This is a genomic window from Kitasatospora sp. NPDC059827, from assembly GCF_042731675.1.
Taxonomy (GTDB): domain Bacteria; phylum Actinomycetota; class Actinomycetes; order Streptomycetales; family Streptomycetaceae; genus Kitasatospora.
On record NZ_JBHWIV010000046.1, the window covers coordinates 25331 to 49141 of the forward strand.

General features: G+C 72.9%; 19 protein-coding genes. 13 read left to right on the top strand and 6 right to left on the bottom strand.

The genetic code is table 11. The annotated features are described in order from the left end of the window. Nucleotides 1-110 precede the first annotated feature (110 nt). The 5 genes from ACFV8H_RS25945 to ACFV8H_RS25965 all read left to right on the top strand — a co-directional run bounded on the left by ACFV8H_RS25945 (nt 111) and on the right by ACFV8H_RS25965 (nt 4988). Nucleotides 111-596 carry a DUF1453 domain-containing protein gene (locus ACFV8H_RS25945; protein WP_375889290.1) on the top strand — a complete coding sequence of 162 codons (486 nt, stop codon included), beginning with the start codon at nt 111-113 and terminating at the stop codon, nt 594-596. Nucleotides 597-626: 30 nt separating this feature from the next. Then, nucleotides 627-1802, top strand: coding sequence for a sensor histidine kinase (locus ACFV8H_RS25950; RefSeq protein ID WP_380404230.1), 1176 nt, complete (start codon nt 627-629; stop codon nt 1800-1802). After that, the gene (locus tag ACFV8H_RS25955) at nt 1799-2545 is read left to right on the top strand and encodes a response regulator (protein ID WP_380404232.1); all 747 of its coding nucleotides are present in this window, start codon (nt 1799-1801) and stop codon (nt 2543-2545) included. Before ACFV8H_RS25950 ends, ACFV8H_RS25955 begins: the two co-directional genes overlap by 4 nt. Before the next feature lie 128 nt (nt 2546-2673). Continuing rightward, nucleotides 2674-3315, top strand: coding sequence for a DUF485 domain-containing protein (locus ACFV8H_RS25960; protein ID WP_380404234.1), 642 nt, complete (start codon nt 2674-2676; stop codon nt 3313-3315). Further along, a complete protein-coding gene (locus tag ACFV8H_RS25965) occupies nt 3312-4988 on the top strand; it encodes a cation acetate symporter (protein WP_380404236.1) in 1677 nt (558 codons plus the stop codon). Before ACFV8H_RS25960 ends, ACFV8H_RS25965 begins: the two co-directional genes overlap by 4 nt. 70 nt (nt 4989-5058) lie before the next feature. Here ACFV8H_RS25965 and ACFV8H_RS25970 read toward each other — a convergent pair whose 3' ends face one another. Beyond that, nucleotides 5059-5745 (bottom strand): response regulator, encoded by a 687-nt coding sequence (locus ACFV8H_RS25970; protein WP_380404239.1) that lies wholly within the window; start codon nt 5743-5745, stop codon nt 5059-5061. Next, complete coding sequence (locus ACFV8H_RS25975; RefSeq protein ID WP_380404241.1) at nt 5745-7355, bottom strand: ATP-binding protein; 1611 nt, start codon at nt 7353-7355, stop codon at nt 5745-5747. Before ACFV8H_RS25975 ends, ACFV8H_RS25970 begins: the two co-directional genes overlap by 1 nt. 334 nt (nt 7356-7689) lie before the next feature. On the opposite strand from ACFV8H_RS25975, the gene ACFV8H_RS25980 reads away from it, so the two are divergent. Genes ACFV8H_RS25980 through ACFV8H_RS25990 form a run of 3 tightly spaced genes read left to right on the top strand, consistent with a single transcriptional unit; the run spans nt 7690 to nt 10464 of the window. Beyond that, the gene (locus tag ACFV8H_RS25980) at nt 7690-8499 is read left to right on the top strand and encodes an ABC transporter ATP-binding protein (protein WP_375889273.1); all 810 of its coding nucleotides are present in this window, start codon (nt 7690-7692) and stop codon (nt 8497-8499) included. After that, the gene (locus ACFV8H_RS25985) at nt 8489-9370 is read left to right on the top strand and encodes an ABC transporter permease (protein ID WP_380404244.1); all 882 of its coding nucleotides are present in this window, start codon (nt 8489-8491) and stop codon (nt 9368-9370) included. Before ACFV8H_RS25980 ends, ACFV8H_RS25985 begins: the two co-directional genes overlap by 11 nt. Before the next feature lie 38 nt (nt 9371-9408). Beyond that, nucleotides 9409-10464, top strand: coding sequence for an ABC transporter substrate-binding protein (locus tag ACFV8H_RS25990; RefSeq protein ID WP_380404247.1), 1056 nt, complete (start codon nt 9409-9411; stop codon nt 10462-10464). A 108-nt stretch (nt 10465-10572) separates the two neighbouring features. On the opposite strand, the gene ACFV8H_RS25995 is transcribed toward ACFV8H_RS25990, so the two are convergent. Beyond that, nucleotides 10573-11475 (bottom strand): sucrase ferredoxin, encoded by a 903-nt coding sequence (locus ACFV8H_RS25995; protein ID WP_380404250.1) that lies wholly within the window; start codon nt 11473-11475, stop codon nt 10573-10575. Between the two features lie 181 nt (nt 11476-11656). Beyond that, the gene (locus ACFV8H_RS26000) at nt 11657-14107 is read right to left on the bottom strand and encodes a DNA topoisomerase (ATP-hydrolyzing) subunit A (RefSeq protein ID WP_380404253.1); all 2451 of its coding nucleotides are present in this window, start codon (nt 14105-14107) and stop codon (nt 11657-11659) included. A 316-nt stretch (nt 14108-14423) separates the two neighbouring features. On the opposite strand from ACFV8H_RS26000, the gene ACFV8H_RS26005 reads away from it, so the two are divergent. The 3 genes from ACFV8H_RS26005 (at nt 14424) to ACFV8H_RS26015 (ending at nt 18696) form a co-directional block, all read left to right on the top strand. After that, nucleotides 14424-15770 carry a M16 family metallopeptidase gene (locus tag ACFV8H_RS26005; RefSeq protein WP_380404256.1) on the top strand — a complete coding sequence of 449 codons (1347 nt, stop codon included), beginning with the start codon at nt 14424-14426 and terminating at the stop codon, nt 15768-15770. Next, the gene (locus ACFV8H_RS26010; protein WP_380404259.1) at nt 15767-17155 is read left to right on the top strand and encodes a M16 family metallopeptidase; all 1389 of its coding nucleotides are present in this window, start codon (nt 15767-15769) and stop codon (nt 17153-17155) included. Before ACFV8H_RS26005 ends, ACFV8H_RS26010 begins: the two co-directional genes overlap by 4 nt. A 347-nt stretch (nt 17156-17502) precedes the next feature. After that, nucleotides 17503-18696: an RtcB family protein gene (locus ACFV8H_RS26015; RefSeq protein ID WP_380404261.1), complete on the top strand. Its 1194-nt coding sequence runs from the start codon at nt 17503-17505 to the stop codon at nt 18694-18696. 41 nt (nt 18697-18737) lie between these two features. Here the strand turns inward: ACFV8H_RS26015 and ACFV8H_RS26020 are convergent, their stop codons facing one another. Beyond that, nucleotides 18738-19541, bottom strand: coding sequence for an LAGLIDADG family homing endonuclease (locus ACFV8H_RS26020; protein ID WP_380404264.1), 804 nt, complete (start codon nt 19539-19541; stop codon nt 18738-18740). A gap of 143 nt (nt 19542-19684) precedes the next feature. Further along, on the bottom strand, nt 19685-19966 hold the full coding sequence (locus ACFV8H_RS26025) for an HPr family phosphocarrier protein (protein ID WP_375889253.1): 282 nt from the start codon (nt 19964-19966) through the stop codon (nt 19685-19687). Nucleotides 19967-20193: 227 nt separating this feature from the next. Between ACFV8H_RS26025 and ACFV8H_RS26030 the strand changes: the two genes are divergently transcribed. Both ACFV8H_RS26030 and ACFV8H_RS26035 read left to right on the top strand, forming a co-directional pair. Then, nucleotides 20194-23040 carry a GNAT family N-acetyltransferase gene (locus ACFV8H_RS26030; RefSeq protein WP_375889251.1) on the top strand — a complete coding sequence of 949 codons (2847 nt, stop codon included), beginning with the start codon at nt 20194-20196 and terminating at the stop codon, nt 23038-23040. Nucleotides 23041-23132: 92 nt separating this feature from the next. After that, nucleotides 23133-23732, top strand: coding sequence for a DUF5998 family protein (locus ACFV8H_RS26035; protein ID WP_360237602.1), 600 nt, complete (start codon nt 23133-23135; stop codon nt 23730-23732). Nucleotides 23733-23811 lie beyond the last annotated feature (79 nt).

The following is a 23811-nucleotide window of genomic DNA, read 5'->3' on the forward strand; positions in this document are numbered from 1 at the left end:
CCGCGCCGTCGGTTCCACCCGGGGTCCACCCCGGCTCCGATCAGCGGGGAGCGCCGGATCCGTAGCGTCGGAGAGGTCAGCAACACGCCTCTCCCGGGACGGAGAATCCGATGGGATCCCTCGCCAACCTCCTCGTGATCGCCGCGGTGGTGGTTCTGGTCGTCGGACGCCAGATGCGCGTCCAGCGACTGGACACCGAACGCCGCTTCTGGCTGCTCCCGCTGATCCTGGGCGTGCTCGCGCTGCGCGACCCCCAGATCATCGACCACCAGCACACCGCGCTGTCGGGCGCCCTGCTCGCCGCCGGGCTGGTCACCACCCTCGCGATGGGGACGGTCTGGGGCTGGACCGTCCGGGTCTGGCGGGCCGCCGACGGCAACGTCATGGTCAAGGGCACCAAGGCCACCCTGGCCGCCTGGGGCGGCATGGTCGTCGTCCGGATCGGCCTGTACGCGGCCGGCTCGGCCCTGGGCGTCCACCAGGCGGGCAGCTCGCTGATGCTCGGCATGGCGGTCCTGCTGCTGGTCCGCTCGCTCGTGGTCAACTGGAGGGCCCGGACGCTGGAGCCCGCGCGGGCGACCGCCCTGCTGCACTGAACCGTCGCCGTGAGCACCGAGGAGGCCCCTTTGCCCGGGTGGTACTGGACCCGCTGGCAGTCCCGGGAGGGACTGGAGCGCGAGGCCGAGAGCCGACCGCGGCGGGTCCTCACCGTGTTCGGCCGGGCCGTCCTGCTGGTCGTCGTCGGCTGGGCGACCTTCTCCGGCGGCAGGTACGCCGGCTGGGCGGCTGCGGCCGCGGCGGCCGGGCTGGTCGCGGCCGTCGCCCTCAGCGTGCTGTACCTGAGGGTCAGCCGGGAACAGCGCCCCCTCCCCTCGTACCTGCTGGCCGCGGTGCTGATCGGCGCCGGCTGGCTCGCCAACCAGGGGCAGGCCTACACGCTGGCCGACTTCCTCTGGATCGGGCTGGCCGTCACGTCCCTGATCCGGCTGCCGCCCGCGCCGGCCCTGCTCACCGCGGCGGCCGCGCTGGCCTCGTACACGGCGGCCTCCCCGGCGAGTTGGCTCAGTGTGGCCGCCACCGTCGGAGGGTCGCTGCTGGTCGGCTTCCTGCTGCGGCTGGACATCGAGGCCCGCGGCACCGCCCGTCGGCTGCTGGTCCAGGAGCGCGCCGTCCGGGCCGCCGAGGCGGAGAGCGCGGCGCTCGCCGAACGGGCCCGGATCGCCCGGGAGATCCACGACGTGCTGGCCCACAGCCTCTCCGCGCAGCTGGTCCACCTGGAGGCGGCCCGGCTGATGCTGGACGCCGGGACGGACCGTGCGCAGGTCCGCGAACGGGTCGTGGCCGCACGGCGGATGGCCCAGGACGGGCTGGTCGAGACGAGGCAGGCGCTGTCCGCGCTGCGCGGGGAGTTCACCCCGGTCGGGGAGTTCCTGGTGGAACTGGCCGAGCGCGAGCGGGCCCCGCTCACCGTGACCGGTACGCCCCGGCCGCTGGCCGCCGAGGCCGGGCTCGCGGTGCGGCGCACGGCGCAGGAGGCGGTGACCAACGTCCGCAAGCACGCGCCGGGCGCCCGCTGCTCGGTCGAACTGCGCTACCTGGACGACGCGGTGGAGCTGGAGGTGCGCAACACCCGGGCGCCGCGCGGCCAGTCGACGGGTGAGCCGTCCTCCGGCGAACTGGCCGGGAGCGGCAGCGGGTACGGTCTGCTGGGGATGCGCGAACGCGCGGAACTGCTCGGCGGCACCCTGCTGGCGGGCCCGGAGGACGGAGGGTGGCGGGTGTTGCTGCGGGTGCCGGCATGAACGGCGGGGTCATCAGGGTGCTGGTGGCGGACGACCAGACGGTGGTGCGCGAGGGCATCGTGATGCTGCTGGGCCTGCTGCCCGGCATCGAGGTGGTCGGCGCGGCGGCGGACGGGGAGGAGGCCGTCACCCTGGTGGAGCGGCACCACCCGGACGTGGTGCTGATGGACCTGCGGATGCCGCGGGTGGACGGCGTCGAGGCGACCCGGCGGATCCGGGCCGCCCACCCGGGGACCGAGGTCGTGGTGCTCACCACCTACGCCGACGACGAGTCCCTGTTCCCGGCGTTGCAGGCCGGGGCGCGCGGCTACCTCACCAAGGACGCCAGCGGTGAGGAGATCGCCAAGGCCATCGCGGACGTCCGCTCGGGTGCGGCCGGACTCTCCCCGCAGGTCCAACTCCGCTTGCTGGAGCGGCTTTCGGAGGGGCCGGCGAAGAGCGGGTCGACCGCGCCGACCGCGCCGGCCGCTCCCGTCAGAGTGCCCGGGGCATCGGCCGCACCGGGCGTGCCGCCGGGCGGGAGGGGCGGTCAGCTGCCGGACGGGTTGACGCTGCGGGAGGCCGAGGTGCTCGCGCTGATCGCCGAGGGGCTCTCCAACGCGGAGATCGCCCAGCGGCTGTTCGTCAGCCAGGCGACGGTCAAGACGCACATCAACAACCTGTTCGCCAAGACGGCGGTGCGGGACCGGGCGCAGGCGGTCGCGTACGCCTTCCGGCACGGAATCACCGGTACGCAGCAGTAGTCGGATGAGCGTCCGTCAGATGATCGATCACCTCATTGAGTGAACGTATCTGCGATGGTCAGGGACGGTGTCCGGGGGCCTCCATGATGGTTGGGGTCAGAACGCCCGGCCCGCGCCCAGGAGCAGCAGTGCCACAGCAGCAGACCAGCAGTCCCGGACAGGGGCAGCGATTCGACTGGTGGGCCGCTCCGGCGGCCGCCGCCACTGCGTCCGAGCCGACTGCCACCCCCCGCCGAACGGCCGTACCGGGCCAGCCGGTTGCCACCCGTCCGGCCGCCGCCCGGTCGGCCGCCGCTCCCGAGCCGGTGGCCGCGCCGCCCGCCCCGGCCGTCGCCGCGCGGCCGGTCGCGCCACCCGCCGTACCGCCACGGGTACCGGCCGCCGCCCCGCCGCTCGTCCCGCCCGCCGTACCGCCCGTGGTGCCGCAGCCACCGGCAGCGGCGGTGAGCACCACCGACAGCACCGAGGTCTACCGGAACGTCCAGGCCAGCGCGGCCTTCCAGGACATCCGCCGCAGCTACCGCTCGTTCGTCTTCCCGACCAGCGGCGCCTTCCTCGGCTGGTACCTGATGTACGTCGCCGCCGAGGCCGCCGCGCCCGGCGTGATGCGCAGCCCGGTGGTCGGCCCGCTCAACGTGGCCTGGGTGCTGGGCCTGCTCCAGTTCGCGTCCACCTTCCTGCTCACCTGGCTCTACGCCCGCAACGCCCGGACCAAGCGCGACCGCGCCGCCCTGGGCCTGCGCTGGGACACCCAGGACCAGCTGCGGTGACCGCCACCACCGGCGTGCTGACCACCGCCACCCCGCCCCCCGTCGCCCCGGCCGGCCAGCACCACGGCCTGGCGATCGTGCTGTTCGCCGTGATCGTCCTGGTCACCCTGGGGATCACCCTCTGGGTCGGCCGCCAGGGCAGCGCCGCCGAGGACTTCTACACCGGCGGGCGCGACTTCACCCCGCTGCAGAACGGCTTCGCGCTCTCCGGCGACTACCTGTCCGCCGCCTCCTTCCTGGGCGTCGCCGGGCTGATCGCCCTGTACGGCTACGACGGCGTGCTGTACAGCATCGGCTTCCTGGTCGCCTGGCTGGTCGTGCTGATGCTGGTCGCCGAACTCGTCCGCAACGCGGGCCGGTACACCCTCGCCGACGTGCTCGCGCTGCGGCTGCGCCGCCGCAAGGTGCGGGCGGCGGCCGGCGGCGCCAGCGTCGTGGTCACCCTGCTCTACCTGGTCGCCCAGATGGTCGGCGCCGGCTCGCTGGTCGCCCTGCTGCTCGGCACCAACAGCGCCCAGGCCCGGACCTGGACGATCATCGCGGTCGGCGCGCTGATGATCGTCTACGTCACCATCGGCGGGATGCGGGCCACCACCTGGATCCAGATCGTCAAGGCGTTCCTGCTGATCGCCGGTTCGGTGCTGCTCACCGTGCTGCTGGTGGCCCGCTTCCACGGCGACCTGTTCGAGCTGATGCGCCAGGCCGCCCGGCACAGCGGCGCCGGTCAGCGCTACCTCGAACCCGGGCTCAAGTACGGCGCCACCTTCACCAGCCGACTGGACTTCTTCAGCCTCGGCCTGGCCCTGGTGCTCGGCACCGCCGGCCTGCCGCACATCCTGTCCCGCTTCTACACGGTGCCCACCGCGCGGGCCGCCCGCCGCTCCACGATGTGGGCGATCGGCCTGGTCGGCGGCTTCTACCTGATGGCCATCGCGCTCGGCCTGGGCGCCACCGCACTGGTCGGCTCCGCCGAGGTGCGGCACGCCAACGCGGCCGGGAACACCGCCGTTCCGCTGCTTGCCCTGGTGCTCGGCGGCGGCAACGGCAGCACCGGCGGGGTGGTGCTGTTCGCGCTGATCTCGGCGATCGCCTTCGCCACCATCCTCGCCGTGGTCGCCGGGCTGACCCTGGCCTCCTCCGCCGCCTTCGCCCACGACATCTGGGCCGGCGCCTGGCGGAGCCGGCCGGGCCGGCGCGGCGCGGAGCGCACCGAGGAGAAGCCGAGCGAGCAGCAGGAGGTGGTGGTGGCCCGGTTCGCGGCCGGCGGGATCGGCGCGGTGGCGATCGTGATCAGCCTTTACGCCCAGCAGCTGAACGTCGCCTTCCTGGTCGGCCTGGCCTTCGCGGTGGCCGCCTCCTCGAACCTGCCGGTGCTGCTGTACAGCCTGTTCTGGTCGCGGTTCACCGCCCGGGGCGCGGTCTGGTCGGTGTACGGCGGGCTCGTCCCGGCGATCGTGCTGGTGTTCTTCTCGCCGGTGGTCTCCGGTTCGAAGGTGGCGCTGTTCCCCGGCGTCGACTTCCACTGGTTCCCGCTGGAGAACCCCGGGATCGTCTCCATCCCGCTCGGCTTCCTGGCGGGCTGGATCGGGACGCTCACCTCTCCCGAACCGGCCGACGCGGACCGCTTCGCCGAGCTGGAGGTGCGGGCCCTCACCGGAGCGGGAGCGGCGTAGCCGCCGTGACCCGGGCCGGTCGGGCGTCCGGGGGCGGTTATGCCCTGGCGGGTCGGGCGTCCGGGGGCGGTCACGCCCGGGCGGCCAGCCCGTAGCGGTGCTCGGGGCGGCCGGTGTCGCCGTAGCGCAGGGTCAGCCGCAGCCGACTGTCCCGTTCCAGCTGCTTGAGGTAGCGCTGGGCGGTCGAGCGGCTCAGCCCGGTGGCATCGGCGACCTCCTGGGCGGACAGCGGCCGGCCCGCCCGGCGCAGCACGCCCAGCACCAGGTCGGTGGTGGGCGCCGAGTGGCCCTTGGGCAGTGTCCCGGCGGGCGCGGCGGCGCTGCGCAGGGTGGCGAACAGCCGGTCCACCTCGTCCTGGCCGGCCTCCCGGGCCGGGGCGGCCAGGGCGTGCCGCAGCTGGGCGTAGGAGACCAGCTTGTCCCGCAGCCCGGCGAAGGTGAACGGCTTGACCAGGTACTGCAGGGCGCCGTGCTGCATCGCGGCGTGCACGGTGGAGACGTCCCGGGCGGCGGTCACCATCATCACGTCGCAGGTCACCTGGCGTTCCCGCAGCCGGCGGACCAGCGCCAGGCCGGTCTCGTCCGGCAGGTGGTGGTCGAGCAGCAGGAGGTCGACCGGGCGGCGCTCCAGCGCGGCCAGCGCCTCTCCGGCCGAGTGGGCGGTGCCGGTGACCCGGAAGCCCGGCACCTTGGCCACGTAGGCGGCGTGCACGTCCGCGACCCGGAAGTCGTCGTCCACCACGAGTACGTCGATCATCACGCCTCCACGAGCTGAGTGGTGAGCAGGGCCTCGGGCAGTTCGACGGTGAACCGGGCGCCGCCGAGCGGGCCGGTGTCGAGCACGATCCGGCCGCCGGTCCGTTCGACCAGCCGCCGCACCATCGCCAGGCCCAGCCCGCGCGGACGGTGCGCGGGCGCGTCCTTGCTGGTCCACCCCTCCTCGAAGACCTGCTCGCGCAGCTCCTCCGGCACGCCCGGGCCGCTGTCCGCGACCTGCAGCAGCAGGGTGGAGCCGGCCGCCGCCAGGGTCACCTCCAGCCGCCCGCCCGGGCCCGTCCGCCCGCTGCCGCCGGGCACCAGCGCGTCCACCGCGTTGTCGATCAGGTTGCCGAGCACCGTCACCAGTGCCCGGGCGTCCACCACCGCGTCCGGCAGGTGCGCCGCCGGGGCGAGCACCAACCGCACCCCGCGCTCGTCGGCCACCGCCGTCTTGCCCGCCAGCAGCGCCGCCACGTGCGGGTCCTGCACCTGTTCGGCGATCCGCGCGGCGACCACGGCGTGCGAGCCGGACTGCTCCGAGATGAAGGCCACCGCCTGCTCGTGGCGGCCGAGTTCGAGCAGGCCGAGCAGGGTGTGCATCCGGTTGGCGTGCTCGTGGTCCTGGGCGCGCAGCGCCTCGGTGAGGCTGCGGGTGGTGTCCAGCTCGCGGACCAGCGACTCCAGCTCGGTGCGGTCGCGCAGCGTCACCACGGCGCCCTCGGCGGTGGCCGTCCGGTTCACCACCAGCACCCGGTCGTCCCGGACGGCCGGCAGGTCGGTGCCGGTGATCCGCCCGGTCAGCACGTCGGCCAGCCGGCCCGGCGGCAGCACCGCGGCGATCGGGCGGCCGGTGCACTCCCCGGGCAGGTCGAGCAGCCGCAGGGCCTCGTCGTTGGCCAGCCGGATCCGGCCCCGTTCGTCCAGCGCGACCAGGCCCTCGCGGATGCCGTGCAGCATCGCCTCGCGCTCGACCAGCAGGGCGGAGATGTCGGCCAGCGCGATGTTGTGGGTGCGGCGCTTGAGCCGGCGGGCCAGCACCAGGGTGGCGACGGTGCCGGCGGTCAGGCCGGCGGCGGCGCACAGCAGGATGCCGGTGAGCATCTTCAACAGCCGGCGGCGGATCGAGTCGTCGCTGATGCCGACCGACACCTCGCCGACGATCCGGCCGTCCGCCGTCCGCAGCGGCACCTTGCCGCGGGCGGTGCGGCCCAGGGTGCCCTGCTGGATCGCGGTGACGCTGCGGCCGGCCAGTGCCGGCTCGGGGTCGGTGCTGACCCGCTGGCCGATCCGGCCCGGGTCGGTGTGCGAGAGGCGGATGCCGTCCAGGTCGGTGACCACGACGAAGCTGGCGCCGGTGGCGAGCCGGATCTGCTCGGCGTTGCGCTGCGCGGTGACGACGTCGCGGGCGTCGGCGGCCCGGGCGAGGGTCTCGTCGGTGGCGGTGGCCTGGGCGATGGACAGCGCCCGCTGCATGGCGTCGTGGTCCAGTTCGCTGCTGACCGGGGCCAGGAACAGCCCGGCGGTCAGGGCGGTGACGCCGACGGTGACGACGGTCTGGCTCAGCAGGAGCTGGGCGAAGACCCGGCGGGGCCAGTGGGGGAGCTTCATCCGGGCCTCCTCTCGGCGGCTGAGTGTGGCGGGGACCCACCAGGTGGGGGCCTGCTGGGCGGGGTCCTGAGGGGCGGGGTCCTGAGGGGCGGGGTTCTGCGAGGTGGGGTCCTGAGGGGTGGGGGCCGACAGGGACGGGGGCCGACAGGGGTGGGGTCGGGACACCCTATGTTTCCGACGTGTTTCTGTCAGCCCGCGTCCCCGCAGTTGTAGCGGAAGCAAAAGGAGCAGAACACCCCTCAATGCGGAGAAGTCGCACTACGCGCAGATGGCTCCCGCCGGGGCCGGGCCCGCTCCTACCTTTCCGGGGCAAGCACTGATCCGGGAGGAATGAATGACCGATACCCCGGCGATCGAGCTGACCGGCGCGACGAAACGCTTCCGCACCCCCTCCGGTGCGCTGCACACCGCCGTCCGCGATCTCGATCTGACCGTCGCCCAGGGCGAGTTCGTCGCCGTCGTCGGCCCCACCGGCTGCGGCAAGTCCACCACGCTGACCCTGGTCAGCGGCCTGGAGGAGCCCACCGAGGGCGAGGTCCGGGTGTACGGCGAGCCCGTGCGCGGGATCGACCCCAAGGTCGGGTTCGTCTTCCAGCAGGACGCCGTCTTCCCCTGGCGCACCGTGCTGTCCAACGTGATGGCCGGGCCGCGCTTCCGCGGCGTGCCCGCCGCCGAGGCGAAGGAGCGGGCCCGGGACTGGCTGGGCCGGGTGGGCCTGGCCGCCTTCGAGGACCGCTACCCGCACCAGCTGTCCGGCGGCATGCGCAAGCGCGTCGCACTCGCCCAGACCTTCGTCAACGACCCGACCATCCTGCTGATGGACGAGCCGTTCTCGGCGCTGGACGTGCAGACCCGCGCCCTGATGTCCGACCAGCTGCTGGAGCTGTGGGCCGGCACCGGCTCGTCGGTCGTCTTCGTCACCCACGACCTGGACGAGGCCATCGCGCTCGCCGACCGGGTCGTCGTGATGACGGCCGGCCCGGCCACCGTCAAGGAGGTCTTCACCGTCGACCTGCCACGACCGCGCACCGTGGAGGCCGTCCGGCTGGAACCGAGGTTCGTCGAGCTGTACCGCGAGATCTGGGCCTCGCTCGGCGAAGAGGTGCGCATCACCCGGGAGAGAGGAGCGGGTCGTGCCGCTTGAGACCGCGTCCGAGACCGCGTCGACCGCCGCCGGAAAGCCCCCGGCCGCCACGACCAGAACCGAGGCCCGCGAACGGGCCGCCCGCAACCGGAAGTTGACCGTCTACGCGGCCCGGCTCGGGGTGCTGGTCGCCTTCCTCGGCCTGTGGGAGGTGTGCGCCCGCACCGAGGTCATCGACCCGTTCAACTTCTCCCAGCCGTCCAGGATCTGGGACCAGATCTGGCAGTGGACCACCCACGGCACCGCCCAGGGCTCGCTCGGCGAGCAGATCGGCTACACCCTGTACGAGGCCCTCACCGGCTGGGTGATCGGCGTGGTCGGCGGTGTGCTGCTGGGCATCGCGCTCGGCCGGATCCGCTTCCTGGCCGACGTGTTCGGGCCGTACATCAAGGTCCTCAACGCCATCCCGCGGATCGTGCTCGCCCCGATCTTCCTGATCTGGTTCGGCCTCGGCCCGGCCTCCAAGGTCGCCTCCGCGGTGGTCCTGGTGTTCTTCCCGGTGTTCTTCAACGCCTTCCAGGGCGCCCGCGAGGTCGACCGCAACCTGGTCGCCAACGCCCGCATCCTGGGCGCCGACAACCGCAAGGTCACCCTCCAGGTGGTCATCCCCGCCGCCACCACCTGGATCTTCACCAGCCTCCACGTCAGCTTCGGCTTCGCGCTGATCGGCGCGATCGTCGGCGAGTACATCGGCGCCACCAAGGGCCTCGGCCTGCTGGTCGCCGCCGCCCAGGGCACCTTCAACGCGGCCGGGGTGTACGCCGCCATGACCATCCTCGCCGTCGTCGCGCTGCTCACCGAGGGGCTGCTGACCTTCGCCGAGAAGAGACTCTTCCGCTGGAAGCCCGCCGACGCGGGCGACGGCCGCTGAACTCCCCCCACCCGTACGTACCGAGAGGTTCCCCCACGATGCGCAGAGCTCTCACTGCCGTCCTCGCCGCCGCCCTGCTCGTCCCGCTCTCCGCCTGCGCCAACGACGCCGCCACCTCGACCCACGGCGCGGCCCCGGCCGGGCAGCAGGTCGACGGCCCCAAGGTCAAGATCATGGTCGGTGGCCTGGACAAGGTCATCTACCTGCCCGCGATGCTCACCCAGCGGCTCGGCTACTTCGCCGAGGCCGGCGTCAACGTCGAACTGCTCACCGAGCCGGCCGGCGTCAACGCCACCACCGCGCTGCTGGCCGGCGACGTCCAGGGCGCCGTCGGCTTCTACGACCACACCATCGACCTCCAGGCCAAGGGCAAGCACGTCGAGTCCGTGGTCCAGTTCGCCCAGGCCCCCGGCGAGGTCGAACTGGTCTCCGCCAAGCAGGCCGACGCCATCAAGTCCGGTGCCGACTTCAAGGGCAAGAAGCTCGGCGTCACCAGCATCGGCTCCTCCACCGACTTCCTCACCAAGTACCTCGCGGTCAAGAACGGCGCCTCCGTCAGCGACTTCAGCCCGATCGCGGTCGGCGCCGGGCAGACCTTCATCGCCGCCCTCCAGCAGGGCAGCATCGACGCCGGGATGACCACCGACCCGACCGTCGCCACCGTCCTCGACAAGGGCCTCGGCAAGATCCTCTACGACATGCGCACCCCCGAGGGCTCGCGCCAGGCGCTCGGCGGGCTCTACCCGTCCTCCTCGCTGTACATGAACACCGAGTGGGTCGAGAAGAACAAGGACACCACCCAGAAGCTCACCAACGCCTTCGTCAAGACCCTCAAGTGGATGTCCACCCACAGCCCCGAGGAGATCGCCGCGAAGATGCCCGCCGACTACGCGCAGGGCGGCGCCGAGCAGTACGCGGCGGCCATCAAGTCCACCCTGCCGATGTTCACCACCGACGGGGTGATGCCCGCCGACGGGCCCAGGACCGTGCTCGCGGTGCTCGCCGCCTTCCACCCGGACGTCAAGGGCAAGGAAGGGACGATCGACCTGGCCAGGACGTACACCACGGAGTTCGTCGGCAAGGCCGCCGGCTGACGTCCGGCCGTCGCGGTCCCGCGCCCACCCCCACGGGCGCGGGGCCGCCGTGGTGCTCGGATCGCCCGCTCGGATCGCCTGCTCGGATCCCCAGCTCGGTTCCCCCGCTCAGATCCCCCGTACGGAGAGCACGTCCATCCGCGACGGCGTCCCCGCCGCCTTGCCGCAGCTCTCCGGGCGCGCCGGCTCGCTCACCGACTCGATCACGTCCACCTCCCAGGCCCGCCCATCCCGGTGGATCACCGCCACCAGCCAGCGGCCCGGGCCGTCCACCCGCTGCGCCAGGGTCAGCGCGTCCACCCCGGTCTCGCCGATCGCCAGCCGCACCGCGTGCTCGGCCGCCTGGCCCGGCCGCTCCCAGCCCGAGCAGCCCCGCGACCACTCCGGCACCATGTGCCCGGCCGCCGTCGCCGCCAGCACCTCCTTGGCGCTCTCCGGCGTCAGCCGCCCGTACGCGTAGCCGTGCGGCAGCACCAGCATCGTGGGGGAGAAGCGGTGCCCGCCCAGGTGGGTGACCTCCCACACCTCGCTGTGCCCGGCCGCCGCCAGCTCCGCGGCCAGCGGACGGCCCAGCAGCGCGCAGCAGCGGTCCCGGCGGCCGTTGGTGCACACCAGCGCCAGCGGGCCGCCGACGTGCTCCACCCCGAAACCCGTGTGGTCACCGACGCCCAGCGCCGCGAAGTCCAGCGCCAGCAGCTCCGCCGGATCCGCCACCTGCGCGCGGCGGACCCAGCCGCGGCCCGGCACCGCGTGCGCCACGACCACCTCGTGCCGCGCCGTCGGCAGGCAGTCCGCGTGCCGCCCGGGGCGCCGGATCAGGGCGACCCGTACGCCGGTACCCGCCGCGGCGGCCTCCAGTGCGCGCCCGACCGCCCCGTCCAGGTGGCTCTCGCCCAGTGCCTTCGCGCCCCAGGGGCCGTTCTGCTCCAGCAGCAGCCAGGTGGTCGCCACCGCCGCCGTCGCGGTCAACGGCTCCGAAAGTTCACGCGAGAGGGTCGCACAGGTGCTCACCCGGGCAAGGCTACCCCCGGCGGTCCGGCCCGGCCCGGGGGCCGCGCAACGCCCGCGACCAGGCCCGGAGCGGCCCGGCCCCGGACGCGCCGGAGGGCGGGGCACCCGCAGGCACCCCGCCCTCCGACCCCGTCAGCGCGGGCGAGCCGTCACGCCGACCCCCGTCAGCGCGGGCGAGCCGTCACGCCGGGCCGGCCACCACCGCGATCGGCGCCGCCACCGGCGTACCCGAACCGTCCCGGCGCGGGTCGCGCTCCGGCAGGTCGACCGGCACGCCCTTGGCACCGGCGGCCCGGGCCGGGGCGGCACCCGCCCAGGCGAACGCCAGGCCGTCCTCGCCGCGCAGGAAGCGCTGGCAGCGCACACCGCCGGTCGCCCGGCCCTTGCGCGGGTACTGCTCGAACGGGGTGACCTTCCAGGACGACTGCTCGTCGCCCGACAGCGTGCCCGAGGCACCCGCCACCGAGACCACCACCGCGTCCACGGCCGGGTCCACCGCCGTGAACGACAGCACCCGGGCGCCGTCCGACAGCTTGACGCCCGCCATGCCGCCCGCCGGACGGCCCTGCGGACGGACCTGACCCGCCGGGTAGCGCAGCAGCTGGGCGTCCGAGGTGATGAAGACCAAGTCCTCCTCACCGGTGCGCAGTTCGACCGCGCCCACCAGCTCGTCGCCGTCCTTGAGGCCGATCACCTCGAACTCGTCCTTGTTCGCCGGCCACTCCGGCACCACCCGCTTCACCACACCCTGCACCGTGCCCAGCGCCAGCCCCGGCGAGGACTCGTCCAGCGTGGTCAGCGCCAGCACCCGCTCCCCGGCCTCCAGCCGCAGGAACTCCTCCACCGCGGCCCCGCCCGCCAGCGTCGGCGAGGGCATCGGCGGCAGCGCCGGCAGGTCGATCACCGGCAGGCGCAACACCCGGCCCGCGGACGTCACCACACCCACGTCCGCCCGCGCCGTGGCCGGCACCGCCGACACGATCACGTCGTGCTTCGCCCGCTTCTCCGACAGCTCGAACGGCTCACCGTCCGCCGTCCGGGCCAGCAGCCCCGTCGAGGACAGCAGCACCCGGCACGGGTCGTCCGCCACCTCCAGCGGCACCGTCAGCGCCGCGGCCGGAGCCGCCCCCGCCTCCAGCAGCACCGTGCGCCGCTCCGTCCCGAACTGCTTGGACACCGCGCCCAGTTCGGACGACACCACGCTGCGCAGCCTGGTGTCCGACTCCAGGATCTCGGTCAGCTCCGCGATCTCCGCGTTCAGCTTCTCCTTCTCCTGCTCCAGCTCCACCCGGTCGAACCGGGTCAGCCGGCGCAGCGGCGTGTCCAGGATGTAGCCGGTCTGCGTCTCCGACAGCGAGAAGCGCTCCATCAGGCGCTCCTTCGCCTGCTGGGCGTTGTCACTCGACCGGATGATCGAGATGACCTCGTCGATGTCCACCAGGGCCACCAGCAGGCCCTCGACCAGGTGCAGCCGCTCCTGCCGCTTGCGGCGGCGGAAGTCGCTGCGCCGGCGCACCACCGTGAAGCGGTGGTCGACGTAGACCTCCAGCAGCTCCTTGAGGCCCAGCGTCAGCGGCTGCCCGTCCACCAGCGCCACGTTGTTGATGCCGAAGGTCTCCTCCAACGGCGTCAGCTTGTAGAGCTGCTCCAGCAGCGCCTCCGGCACGAAGCCGTTCTTCACCTCGATCACCAGCCGCAGCCCGTGCTCGCGGTCGGTCAGGTCCTTGACGTCCGCGATGCCCTGCAGCTTCTTCGCGTTGACCAGGTCCTTGATCTTCGCGATGACCTTCTCCGGGCCGACGTTGTACGGCAGCTCGGTCACCACGATGCCCTTGCGGCGCGCCGTGACGTTCTCGATCGTCGTGGTGGCCCGGATCTTGAAGGTGCCGCGGCCCGACTCGTACGCGTCCCGGATGCCCGACAGGCCCACGACCCGCCCGCCCGTCGGCAGGTCCGGACCGGGCACGAACCGCATCAGCGTGTCCAGGTCCGCGCTCGGGTGCTTGATCAGGTGCCGGGCCGCGGCCACCACCTCGGACAGGTTGTGCGGCGGCATGTTCGTCGCCATGCCCACCGCGATGCCCGTCGCGCCGTTCACCAGCAGGTTCGGGAACGCGGCCGGCAACGCCAGCGGCTCCTGCTCGCTGCCGTCGTAGTTCGGCCCGAAGTCGACGGTGTCCTCGTGGATCGACTCCACCATCGCCATCGAGGCCGCCGTGAGCCGCGACTCGGTGTACCGCATCGCCGCCGGCGGGTCGTCGTTGCCCAGCGAACCGAAGTTGCCGTGCCCGTCGATCAGCGGCAGCCGCATCGAGAACGGCTGCGCCATGCGCACCACCGAGTCGTAGATCGACTGGTCGCCGTGCGGGTGCAGCCGGCCCATCACCTCGCCCACCACGCGCGCGCACTTCACGTGCGCCCGGTCCGGACGCAGGCCCATCTCGTTGGCCTGGTACAGGATCCGGCGGTGCACCGGCTTGAGACCGTCCCGCGCGTCGGGCAGCGCACGCGAGTAGATCACCGAGTAGGCGTACTCCAGGAAGGAGCCCTGCATCTCGTCCACGACGTCGACGTCGAGGATCCGCTCCTCGAAGTCTCCGGGCGGCGGGGTCTGCGAACTGCGGCGGGCCATCGCGGCGGGGCTCCCTTACGTGTCGCTGGCTGTGTCGTCGGCCGGACGCCGGGCGTCCGGTCCGGGCACCGGACGGGCTTCGCCGCCCCGGTTCCCTGATTCACCGTCCTACCGCCGCGACCCGTCAACCGGGCGCGACCGACAGGGCACGGCGCCCCCATTGTGGACCCTCGCGCCGACACTCCCGGTCAGCGGCCCTCTTCCGCCCCTGGCGAACGCCGCATCCGCGCGGACACAAACACGCTCCCCGCGCGTTGCACCACAATGGGGGACGCCACACGAACCCCGACATCGACGACGGGAAGGACCCGAGCGCATGGCCAACCCGGCCCCCGCCTCCAGCCGAGGCATCGCCATCACCGAGCACCGCCTGGCCAACGGCCTGCGCGTCGTCCTCTCCGAGGACCGACTCACCCCGGTCGCCGCGGTCTGCCTCTGGTACGACGTCGGCTCCCGCCACGAGGTCAAGGGCCGCACCGGCCTCGCCCACCTCTTCGAGCACCTGATGTTCCAGGGCTCCGCCAACGTCTCCAACAACGGGCACTTCGAGCTCGTCCAGGGCGCCGGCGGCTCGCTCAACGGCACCACCAGTTTCGAACGCACCAACTACTACGAGACCATGCCCGCCCACCAGCTGGAGCTCGCCCTCTGGCTGGAGGCCGACCGCATGGGCTCGCTGCTCGCCGCCCTCGACGAGACGTCCATGGAGAACCAGCGCGCCGTCGTCAAGAACGAACGCCGCCAGCGCTACGACAACGTCCCGTACGGCACCGCCTTCGAGAAGCTCACCGCGCTCTCGTACCCCGACGGCCACCCGTACCACCACACCCCGATCGGCTCCATGGCCGACCTCGACGCCGCCACCCTGGAGGACGCCCGCGCGTTCTTCCGCACCTACTACGCGCCCAACAACGCGGTGCTCTCCGTGGTCGGCGACATCGACCCCGAGCAGACCATCGCCTGGGTCGAGAAGTACTTCGGCTCCATCCCCGCGCACGACGGCAAGCAGCCCCCGCGCTCCGGCGAACTCCCCGACACCATCGGCCGCGAACTGCGCCAGGAACTCGCCGAGGACGTCCCCTCCCGCGCCCTGATGGCCGCCTACCGCCTGCCCCACGACGGCACCCGCGAGGCCGACGCCGCCGACCTCGCGCTCACCATCCTCGGCAGCGGCGAGTCCAGCCGCCTCTACAACCGGCTCGTCCGCCGCGACCGCACCGCCGTCGCCGCCGGCTTCGGCCTGCTGCGCCTCGCCGGCGCCCCCAGCCTCGGCTGGCTCGACGTCAAGACCTCCGGCGACGCCACCATCGCCCAGATCGACGCCGCCGTCGACGAGGAGCTCGCCCGCTTCGCCGCCGAGGGCCCCACCCCCGAGGAACTCGAGCGCGCCCAGGCCCAGATCGAGCGCGAGTGGCTCGACCGGCTCACCACCGTCGCCGGCCGCGCCGACGAACTCTGCCGCTACGCCGTCCTGTTCGGCGACCCCAAGCTGCTGAACGACGCCCTCCCCAAGGTCCTCGACGTCACCGCCGAAGAGGTCCAGGCCGTCGCCAAGGCCCGGCTCCACCCCGACAACCGGGCCGTCCTCGTCTACGAGCCGACCGCGACCGCCGCCGACGCCGCTTCCGACGCCGCTTCCGAAGAGGAGGGTGCCGCCGTATGAGCACCGACTACGTCCCCGCGATGACCTTCCACCCCCAGCCCCAGCCCGGCACCCCCGGCCCCTGGGCCTTCCCCGCCCCCGAGCGGGCCGCCCTCGGCAACGGCATCACCGTGCTGCACTGCCACCGGCCCGGCCAGCAGCTGGTCGCCGTCGAGGTCCTCCTCGACGCCCCGCTCGCCGCCGAGCCCGAGGGCCTCGACGGCGTCGCCGCCATCCTCGCCCGCGCCCTCAACGAGGGCACCGACACCCTCACCGCCGAGGAGTTCGCCGGCGAGCTCGAGCGCGCCGGGGCCACCCTCGACGCCCACGCCGACCACCCCTGCATCCGGGTCGCCCTCGAAGTCCCCGCCTCCCGGCTCCAGCGCGGCCTCACCCTGCTCGCCGACGCCCTGCGCGCCCCCGCCCTCCCGGCGGAGGAGATCGAGCGCCTCGTCGCCAACCGCCTCGACGAGATCGTGCACGAGCAGGCCAACCCCGCCCGGCGCGCCGCCAAGGCCCTCTACGCCGAGCTCTTCGAGGCCGCGGACCGCCTCTCCCGGCCCCGCAGCGGCACCGCCGACACCGTCAAGTCGATCGACCGCGCCGCCGTCAAGGCCTTCTACGACGCCCACGTGCGCCCCGCCACCACCACCGTCGTGGTGGTCGGCGACCTCACCGGCGTCGACCTCCCCGCCCTGCTGGAGAGCACCCTCGGCACCTGGACCGGCACCACCGCGGAACCCTCCGCCCACGCCCCGGTCACCGGCGACGACCACGGCCGCGTCCTCATCGTCGACCGCCCCGGCTCCGTCCAGACCCAGCTGCTGATCGGCCGGATCGGCCCCGACCGCCACGACCCGGTCTGGGCCGCCCAGATCCTCGGCACCTACTGCCTCGGCGGCACCCTCACCTCCCGCCTCGACCGCGTCCTGCGCGAGGAGAAGGGCTACACCTACGGCGTCCGGGCCTTCGCCCAGCCGCTGCGCTCCGCCGCCGACGGCAGCGGGCGCTCGCTGCTCGCCATCAGCGGCTCGGTGGACACCGCCTCCACCGCCCCCGCGCTCGCCGACACCTGGACCATCCTGCGCACCCTCGCCGCCGAGGGCCTCACCGACGCCGAGCGCGACGAGGCCGTGCAGTTCCTGGTCGGCGTCGCGCCGCTCAAGTACGAGACCGCGGGCTCGGTCGCCGGCACCCTGGCCGACCAGGTCGAGCAGTACCTCGCCGACGACTACCAGGCCGAGGTCTACCGGCAGCTGGCCGAACTGCCCACCGCGGCGGCCACCGAGGCCGTGGTCGCGGCCTTCCCGCCGGACCGCCTGATCACCGTCCTGGTCGGCGACGCCGCCGCCATCGAGGCGGACGTGCGGGCGCTCGGGATCGGCGAGGTCACCGTCGTCGGCTGACGCCCTCCGACGTCCCCTCCGGCCCGGTGGAGCGCCTTCGCTCCGCCGGGCCGGACGCGTTCCGGGCGTGTACCGGACGCGTTCGTAAATCCGTTGCGGGCCCGGCCCGTTCCGTGGATAGATGTTCCCCGACGCACACCACGTGCGAACTGCGAGCAGCGAAGGGAGGCGGTCACCATGCGGGTCGAGCAAGCCATACGACGACGCTCCCCGAGGCCGTACCTCCCATGCCTCGCCACGGCTGCCTGAGCGCACCCGTCCCCGAACTTCCCCGAGCCGCACCGGGATCGCATGCGCGCGGCACCCCACTTCTCGTGAACTCCCCGACCCATGGAGGTCGTTCGACCATGACGTACACCGAAGTTCCCGGCATCCGCGTCCCGATCCGGATGTGGACCGACCCGGCGACGGTCGAGGGCGCGGCCCTCCAGCAGCTGCGCAACATCAGCTCCCTGCCCTGGCTGCACGGCCTCGCCGTGATGCCGGACGTCCACCTGGGCAAGGGCGCGACGGTGGGCTCCGTCATCGCGATGAAGGACGCGGTCTGCCCGGCGGCGGTCGGCGTCGACATCGGCTGCGGGATGAGCGCGGTGAAGACCTCGCTCACCGCCAAGGACCTCCCGGACGACCTCTCCGCCCTGCGCTCCAAGATCGAGCAGGCCATCCCGGTCGGCCGCGGCCTGCACACCGACCCGGTCGACCCGGCCACGCTGCACGGCTTCCGCACGGAGGGCTGGGACGACTTCTGGCAGCGCTTCGACGGGGTGGCAGAAGCGGTCAAATGGCGTCGCGAACGGGCCATGCAGCAGATGGGAACGCTCGGAAGTGGCAACCACTTTTCAGAAGTGTGCCTGGATGAGACCGATTCTGTTTGGTTGATGTTGCATTCCGGATCGCGCAACATCGGCAAGGAACTGGCGGAGCACCACATGGGTGTCGCCCGCTCGCTGTCGCACAACCAGGGGCTTGTCGACCGGGATCTGGCGGTCTTCCTCGCGAGGACCCCGGAGATGGCGGACTACCGCCAGGATCTCTTCTGGGCGCAGGAATACGCCAAGAACAATCGAGCGGTCATGATGGCGCTCTTCCAGGACGTCGTCCGGGGCGAGTTCGCCAAGGCGCAGGTCACCTTCGAAGAGGTGATCAGCTGCCACCACAACTACGTCTCGGAGGAGCGGTACGACGGCGTCGACCTGCTGGTGACCCGCAAGGGCGCGATCCGGGCCGGCTCCGGCGACCTCGGGATCATCCCGGGCTCGATGGGGACGGGCTCCTACATCGTCCGCGGCCTGGGCAACAAGGCGTCGTTCAACTCCGCCTCGCACGGCGCCGGCCGCAAGATGAGCCGCACCGCCGCGAAGAAGCGGTTCACCACGCGCGACCTGGCCGAGCAGACCAAGGGCGTGGAGTGCCGCAAGGACAGCGGAGTAGTGGACGAGATCCCGGGCGCCTACAAGAACATCGAGAAGGTCATCGAGCAGCAGAAGGACCTGGTCGAGGTGGTTGCGCACCTCAAGCAGGTGGTCTGCGTGAAGGGTTGACAAAATGATGAGGCGCCCGGAGTCATTCCCGGGCGCCTCATCTACGAAGCTATCTTTCGTGGCTGGCAGCCATTGAGGCGCCACCGGCGGATATTGCAGCTCTTCTCGGTGCGACCGAGCCGTTCTGCTGCTGCTTTGATGTCGGGTGCCGCCATGAGGACGTCATCTTCGTCTTTGCTCCAGCTGCGTTTGATCATGCGCCTCACGCCCGAGGGCCGGACCCACGCCGCGGCTTCTGCGGCTGCGGTCCTCTTGCGGCGCAGCGCCAAGCAGTCGGGGTAGTAGATGTGGCCGAGGATGGTCACCGCCTCTTCCCTGGAGTAGAAGAGGTTGAAGATCCCGTCTCGCTTGTTCCGTCGGAATGTGCGTCGAGTGCCAGTGAGGCCGTCCAGGTAGCCATGGACGAACGTGGCGATGGCGTCGCTCTGCGTCGTAAGACAGACGAACGGGAGGTCCTGCGAGGAGCGACCCACCGAGCCGTCGGCGTCGATCAGTCCCCGCAGATAGTCGCGCTCGGAGAATGGGACGCTTGGCGGCGCGATGATTTCGGACTTCCGTCCGACCGGTAGGCCGAGTGCCTGCAGTTCCTCTCGGAACTCCCGGGCGCAGACGGTCCAGAGCACTGAGGTGTGGTCCGCCTTGAAGTTCGTCGTCCGCGTCCGGTAGCTGATGGTGCTGTTGTACGGGCAGAGCCGCTGGAACTCCTCCAGGATCGGGGCGTCCCGTGCGGAGAGTTCCACGGAGAGTCGACCGCGGTTGCGGGACTGTTCGGTGAGGTGTCCGTCCGCCTGGAGGAAGGCGAACATGTAGGCGTGCTCGGGTCGTTCGAGGTCGAAGAACGTCATGCCGCGAGCATCGGCGCCATTCACCGTTCGAGGGGGTCGAACGATCACCAGTTCGCTCAATGGTGTGGATACGACCGATTCCGCGAACAGAAGAGCCCGGCAGTGCTAGGCACCGCCGGGCTCTTCGCGTGTGTTGCGTGGGCTCAGGCCGCGGCCGGGAGCTCGTCGAGGCCTTCGGCGACGAGCTTGGCGAGGCGGTCGAGGGCCTCGTCGGCGTTGGGGGCGTCGGAGGCCAGGATGACCTCGTCGCCGCCCTGGGCGCCCAGGGCGAGCAGGCCGAGCATGGAGGCGGCGTTCACGGGGTTGCCGCCGGGCTTGGCGATGGTGATCGGCACGCCGGTGGCCGTGACGGCCCGGACGAAGACGGAGGCGGGACGGGCGTGCAGGCCCTCGGCCCAACCGATGGTGACGCGGCGCTCAGCCATGAGACGTGCCTTTCCGGTGAAGCTGGTCACGGCCGTGCTCGGGCGAGCGGGGGGAACGACCGTGTTGTCTAGACCAGTGTTGCACGCAGGCAACCCCTGCGAGGCGCCGCGTTCGGGACTTGTGATTGTTTCTTTTCGGGGCATAAGGCCCGGCCAGCGGCCCTGTCCACCCTGCCGTGGGCACGCGCCCGGCGCCATTCGGCTCGCCGCCGGATAACCTGACGAATGTGGAAGACCCCGCGGTGGCGAACCCCGCGCAACCCGACTATCCGCAGCACTGGGAAGCCGACGTCCTGCTGCGCGACGGCGGCACGGCCCGGATCCGGCCGATCACCCCCGGCGACGCCGGGCGGCTGGTGGAGTTCTACGAACAGGTCTCCGACCAGTCCAAGTACTTCCGCTTCTTCGCCCCCTACCCGCGGCTCTCCGACAAGGACGTCCGCCGCTTCACCCACCACGACTTCGTGAACCGGGTCGGCCTCGCCGTGGTGGTCCGGGACCACTTCATCGCGACCGTCCGCTACGACCGGATCGACGCCGACGGCCGCCCCTCCGAGCACGGCACCGACGCCGAGGTCGCCTTCCTCGTCCAGGACGCCCACCAGGGCCGCGGCGTGGCCTCCGCGCTGCTGGAGCACATCGCGGCGGTGGCCCAGGAGCGGGGCATCCGCCGCTTCCAGGCCGAGGTGCTGCCGGAGAACCGCAAGATGGTGAAGGTCTTCACCGACGCCGGCTACACCCAGCGCCGCAGCTTCGCCGACGGCGTGGTGCACCTGGAGTTCGCCCTCGAACAGACCGACCGCTCACTCGCCGTGATGCGCGCCCGCGAGCACCGCGCCGAGGCCCGCTCGGTGCAGCGGCTGCTGACCCCGCGCTCGGTGGCGGTGATCGGCGTCTCCCGCAATCCGCAGACCGTCGGCCGGGCCCTGCTGCGCGACCTGCTCGGCAGCTTCGACACCGAGTTCGAGAGCCGGTACGAGGCCAAGGGCGCCCCGCGCACCGTCTACGCGGTGAACCGCAGCGCCCCGCCCGGCACCGAGCTGGACGGCGTCCCGGTGCACCGCTCGATTCTGGACATTCCCGGGCCGGTGGACCTCGCGGTGATCGCCGTCCCCGAGAGCGTCGTCCCGGCGGCCGTCGCCGAGTGCGGCGCGCACGGCGTGCAGGGCCTGGTGGTGGTCACCGCCGGCTACGCCGAGACCGGCCCGGAGGGCCGCGACCGCCAGCGCGCCCTGGTGCGCCAGGCCCGCGCGGCGGGCATGCGGGTGATCGGCCCGAACGCCTTCGGCCTGATCAACACCGACCCCGACCACCCGCTGAACGCCTCGCTCGCCCCGCACCTGCCGGACCGCGGCGGCTTCGGGATCTTCTGCCAGTCCGGGGCGATCGGCGTGGCCCTGCTGGAGTCCGCCCACCGGCGCGGCCTCGGGGTCTCCTCCTTCGCCTCGGTCGGCAACCGCTCGGACGTCTCCGGCAACGACTTCCTGCAGTACTGGGCCGAGGACGAGGCCACCGAGGTGGTGCTGCTCTACCTGGAGTCCTTCGGCAACCCCCGCAAGTTCACCCGGATCGCGCGCCGACTGGCCACCGCCAAGCCGGTGGTGGTGGTCAAGGGCGCCCGCCACACCGGCAGCCTGCCGCCCGGCCACGCCGTCCCGGCCACCGCCACCGGCCTGCACGACGCCACCGTGGACGCGCTGTTCGAACAGGCCGGGGTCACCAGGGTGGCGACCATCACCGAGCTGTTCGACACCGGTGAGCTGCTCGCCCAGCAGCCGCTGCCGCCCGGTGACCGGGTCGCCGTGGTCGGCAACTCCGACTCGCTGGGCCTGCTCACCTACGACGCCTGCCTGAGCGCCGGACTGCGCCCGTGCACGCCGGTCGACCTCACCACCGCGGCGACCGGTGAGAACTTCCGGATCGCCCTGGACGTCGCGCTCGGCGACCCGGCCGTGGACGCGGTGATCGCCGTCGCCATCCCGCCGATCGGCACCTCCGCGCACGCCTTCATGGGCGGCCGGCTGACCGGCCCGGACGACCCCGAGATGGGCTCGGACGATCCGGAGATCGCCACCGGGCTGCTCGAAGCGGGCGAGCGGGCACGGGAGTTGGGCAAGCCCCTGGTGCTGGCCCACCTGGCCCTGACCGACCTGCCGACCCGGCTGCGCCCGGGCGGGATCCCGGCCTACGCGGCGCCCGAGCGGGCCGTGCGCGCCCTCGCGCACGCCGTGCACTACGCGCAGTGGCGCCGCCGCACCGCCGCGGCGGAGGAGACGGCGCGCGTCCCCGACCTGGACCGGATCGACGAGCCCGGCGCCCGCGCCCTGGTGGACGCGGCGCTCAGCACCCGCACCGCGGTCGCCGCCCGTACCCAGCCCGGCGGCGCCCGGATCACCCTGTCCGACTCCGAGGCCCGGCTGCTGCTGGCCCGCTACGGCGTCGACGTCTCGCCCACGCTGGCCGCCCCCGACGAGCGGGAGGCCGTCCGGGCCGCCGAGCAGCTCGGCTACCCGGTGGCCCTGAAGGCGACCGCCCCGCACCTGCGCCACCGCCCCGACCTGGGCAGCGTCCGGCTGGACCTGACCGGCGAGGAGGGCCTGCGCCGCGCCCACCGCGAGCTGGACGCCCTGCTCGGCGGCGCGGCCGGCGCCCAGCTGGTGGTGCAGCGGATGGCCCCGCGCGGCGTGGACACCGTGATCGGCGCCACGGTCGACCCGGCCGTCGGCGCGATCCTGTCCTTCGGCCTGGCCGGCGCCCCGGCCGAGCTGCTCGGGGACGTGGCCCACCGCCTCGTCCCGGCCACCGACCAGGACGTCGCGGGTCTGATCCGCGAGGTGCGGGCGGCGCCGCTGCTGTTCGGCTGGCGCGGCGCCGAGGCGGTGGACACCGCCGCGCTGGAGGAGTTGCTGCTGCGGGTATCGCAGTTGGTGGACGACGTACCGGAGATCGCCTCGGTGGATCTCGAACCGGTGGTCGTCGCCCCGCACGGGCTGGCGATCCTGGGGGCGCGGGTGCGGGTCGCACCGCTGCCCGTCCGCAGCGATCTGGGCCCGCGCGCGATGAGCACCCTGTAATCTTCCTTGGTTGCGCCTGCCCGTGGGCGCTGATGTCCGAAGCTCGGCGCCGCGCCGCCCGCTTCGTCGGCGGACCATGCCAGGATGGAGTTATGGCGAAGACCGGTACCACCACCACTCAGGACCTGCGCTCGGCGATCGAGCGCAGCGGCTACTACCCGGCCCTGGTGTCCGAGGCGGTCGAGTCCGCGGTGGGCCCGGAGCCGATCAGCTCCTACCTGGTGCACCAGGAGACGACCTTCGACTCCAACGAGGTGCGCCGGCACGTGACGGTGCTGGTGCTGACCCCGACCCGGTTCGTGGTGAGCCACACCGACGAGCAGTCGGGCGACGCGGGCAGCCCCGCCGTGCCGTTCGCCACCACCTCGACGGAGAGCGTCCGGCTGGACCGGATCGGCTCGGTCGTGCTGAGCCGGATGGTGGCGAACCCGGAGACGTACACGCCCGGGACGCTGCCGCGCGAGGTGGTGCTGACCATCGGCTGGGGCGCGGTGCAGCGCCTGGACCTGGAGCCGGCCGGCTGCTCGGACCCGAACTGCGAGGCCGACCACGGCTACACCGGTTCGGCGACGGCCGACGACCTCTCGCTGCGGGTGAGCGAGGCCGGGGACGGTCCGGAGACGGTGGCCCAGGCGCTGCTGTTCGCCCGGGCGCTGTCCGACGCGACGATCGACAACGGCCCGCGGGTCTGAGGTCCCGGCCGGGCCCCGTCGCGCCCGGCCACCGAGCCCCGCCGTTCCCGATCGCGCGCCCGCCCGCGGTCCCGCCCGC

Bases quoted from the DNA above. Each gene is read 5' to 3' on its own strand.
- ACFV8H_RS26010 (WP_380404259.1), top strand. From the start codon at position 15,767: ATGAGCACCGACTACGTCCCCGCGATGACCTTCCACCCCCAGCCCCAG.
- ACFV8H_RS26020 (WP_380404264.1), bottom strand. From the start codon at position 19,541: ATGACGTTCTTCGACCTCGAACGACCCGAGCACGCCTACATGTTCGCC.
- ACFV8H_RS25980 (WP_375889273.1), top strand. From the start codon at position 7,690: ATGACCGATACCCCGGCGATCGAGCTGACCGGCGCGACGAAACGCTTC.
- ACFV8H_RS26015 (WP_380404261.1), top strand. From the start codon at position 17,503: ATGACGTACACCGAAGTTCCCGGCATCCGCGTCCCGATCCGGATGTGG.
- ACFV8H_RS25990 (WP_380404247.1), top strand. From the start codon at position 9,409: ATGCGCAGAGCTCTCACTGCCGTCCTCGCCGCCGCCCTGCTCGTCCCG.
- ACFV8H_RS25970 (WP_380404239.1), bottom strand. From the start codon at position 5,745: ATGATCGACGTACTCGTGGTGGACGACGACTTCCGGGTCGCGGACGTG.
- ACFV8H_RS25955 (WP_380404232.1), top strand. From the start codon at position 1,799: ATGAACGGCGGGGTCATCAGGGTGCTGGTGGCGGACGACCAGACGGTG.
- ACFV8H_RS26000 (WP_380404253.1), bottom strand. From the start codon at position 14,107: ATGGCCCGCCGCAGTTCGCAGACCCCGCCGCCCGGAGACTTCGAGGAG.
- ACFV8H_RS26025 (WP_375889253.1), bottom strand. From the start codon at position 19,966: ATGGCTGAGCGCCGCGTCACCATCGGTTGGGCCGAGGGCCTGCACGCC.
- ACFV8H_RS26005 (WP_380404256.1), top strand. From the start codon at position 14,424: ATGGCCAACCCGGCCCCCGCCTCCAGCCGAGGCATCGCCATCACCGAG.
- ACFV8H_RS26035 (WP_360237602.1), top strand. From the start codon at position 23,133: ATGGCGAAGACCGGTACCACCACCACTCAGGACCTGCGCTCGGCGATC.
- ACFV8H_RS25975 (WP_380404241.1), bottom strand. From the start codon at position 7,355: ATGAAGCTCCCCCACTGGCCCCGCCGGGTCTTCGCCCAGCTCCTGCTG.
- ACFV8H_RS25945 (WP_375889290.1), top strand. From the start codon at position 111: ATGGGATCCCTCGCCAACCTCCTCGTGATCGCCGCGGTGGTGGTTCTG.